The sequence below is a fragment of the Streptomyces sp. B3I8 genome (genome assembly GCF_030816915.1).
GTDB lineage: Bacteria > Actinomycetota > Actinomycetes > Streptomycetales > Streptomycetaceae > Streptomyces.
Genome location: NZ_JAUSYN010000001.1, coordinates 294,981 through 297,687, shown reverse-complemented (window position 1 = coordinate 297,687; position 2,707 = coordinate 294,981).

Below are 2,707 nucleotides of genomic sequence, written 5' to 3'. Positions count from 1 at the left end.
CGTCTCCGTCTTCGCACGCCACCCCGAGCAGGCGGCCGTGATCCTGCACGCCCCGGCCGACCACACCGTCGTCGCCCGCCGCACACTGACCGATCCCGCCAGCGGACTGCGCTACGAGCACGTCCTGCTCAGGGAGGAACGACCGCCCGCCCCCGCCCCCGCCCCGGCGCCGGGTCCCTCGGGTCCTTCCGGCCCGTCGTACCCCGAGCCCGACCTGTGGAACACGCCGTGGGCCGGGCACGAGCCCCGGCAGCCGCAGGACGCCCTCGTCGTCCGGGAGATACGGCACGACGGCCGGCCTGTGGGCAGCGCCTCGTTCACCGCACGGGACTGGGCCCTGCGCAGCCCCTTCTACGGCCGCCTGCACCAGGTGACGCACTACACCCAGTGGCACCGGGGCCCCGGCGGGGAACGCGTCGCCTCGCGCCGGGCCCTGCCCGCCACCGGAGCGGGCGGCACCTTCTTCTGGACCTCGCACGGCGCGGACGGCGGCTTCACCCTCGCGCGCACCGACGGCACACCCATCGGCGCCGGCGCGGAGACGGTGGGCCGCATCCTGGCCGGCGGGCCGGCCGCCGCCGGCTTCACCAGCATCACCGTGCTCGCCTGCGCCGTCGACCTCGGCGCCGGCCACGGCGCCGAGGACGTCACCGCCAAGGCCCGGGCCATCGCCGAGGCCACAGGTCTGGAGGTCCACCTCGGCACCGGCCCGGTCGCCGTCACCCCCGGGGACGGCACCGGAGCCCCTGAGATCCACCTGCTGGAGGCCGCGGACGGCAGCCCCACACGATGGCTGCGCGTGCCGCCCCCCGGAAGGGCGGGCGTGCCGTACGGCCTGCCGTCCGCCACACCTGCCCCTTCCACCTCGCCCACCACGTCCGGTCCGCCCGCCCCGTCCGCCGGCGCCCTCTCCCGCCCCGCGAGCGGCACGAGCACGAACCCCTGGTCCGTGCCGGGCTGGCAGGTCGCCGGAACCCCCGGGAAGGTGCGCTTCGCCTCGCTGTACGCCCGCCCGGACTGGCGCGGGCTCAGCGCCCGCTTCGAGTTCACCGTCGCGGCGAAGCTCGCCGCCGACCCCGAGAACGTGCGCCAGGTCCGCGACGTCGCCCTGCGCGTCCACGCCACGCTGGCCCGGCGCCACGGCACCGAAGCGGCCGACCGGGCGTTCCTCCCGCCCCCCGCCCCCGGCGGGCCCGCCCCGGCCCCCGGCGCCGTCGAACGGTTCCTGCGGGCGGAGCCCCGCCTGGAACCGCTGGTGCAGGCGCTCGGCGCCGCCGTGTACGGCCCGGCCCCCGAGGCGCTGTGCCGCACCCTGCCCGGCCGCATCACCTCCCCGCACCCGCCCCACCCGCGCGGGAGCCGGCGGGGTGCGTACCGGATGGCGCACGACGACCGGGGCTTCCGCTACGTCGGCGGCAGCGTGGGTCCGGCCCTGTGGCTGCTGCAGGCCCACCGGGCGGTCGGCGCGGACGACGCGGGGCTGCCCGCCTTCCGCCGGGCCGTGCTCGCCTGGTCGATCCTCTCCGGCACCCACTCCCTGGCCGAGGCGGTGCGCGCCTCCCACCTGACCGGCATGGGCGACGCGACGGAACGCGCCGCGGTCACCCACGACGGCGCGCGCCTGCACCAGTGGGCCCAGCAGACCTTCGCCGTGCACAGCGCGCTGCCCCACCACCTCGTGTACGAACGCCGGGCACGCTTCACCTCCTTCCACGGCGTCGCCGTCCCCCAGGACATCCGCCAGGTGCTGGACGCGACCCTCACGGGAGGCCACGTACCGGGGCGTCTCGCCGAACGCGCCGAGGTCGCCGCGCAGTGGCTGGCACGCTTCGGCGAGGAGGGCCGCCTCGCGCTGCGCACCCTGACCGGCAGCCACCTCGTCGCACTGCACCTCTACACCGGACTGGACCACAAGCTGTTCAAGGCCTACCTGTCGGGCACGCGCCTGGGCGAGGCCGTCAACCGCTGGATGATCCGCGGCAAGGTGTGGGCGATCGTGCGCGACGAGGCCTTCGGCGAGGACTCGGCCCTGCCCGAACTGCTGCGCGCGGACCCGGAACTGGACGCCGTCATCGACGAGTTGGTCGAACTGGGACCGGACGCGCCCGACCGGGACCTGGCCCCCCTGCGGTCCCGGGCGGACCGCGCCGCCGACCGGATCCTCGAGGCGCTCGCCCTCCACGTCGACATGGCGGTCGAGGCCCTGCGGATCCTGCCGCCGGTCAACGCCCCCGTGTGGTGGGGCGGCTGGCTGCCCGGCCCCCTGCCCGGCCCCCTGCCCGGCCCCGCGCCGGACACCCCGCTTCTGGACGGCACCACCCTCCACCTGCCGCGATTCCGCAGCACCACGGAGGACCCGGGCCTGGCCATGAACTTCATGCGCGACGACCTGGACGACGCGCCGGACCGGCACGCCATGCTCGCCGTCGTCGACCGCTCGACGGCGCGCGTCGTGTCCCCCTTCTCGGCCTGGATCGAGGAGGACGAGATCCTCTACCCGCCGGGCACGGCGATGCGCATCGGACACCGCGACACCGAGACCGACGAGGACAGCGGGCAGCGGTACGCCGTCTACCGGCTGCAGGAGATGCCGGCCTACCCGGCGCCCGCGTACCGCAACACGGCCCCGCCCGCCGCCCCCGGCACCGGCGCCCCCGGTCACGCCGGATCCGGCGGCCCCGTCCATGCCGACCCCGCCCGTCCCGGG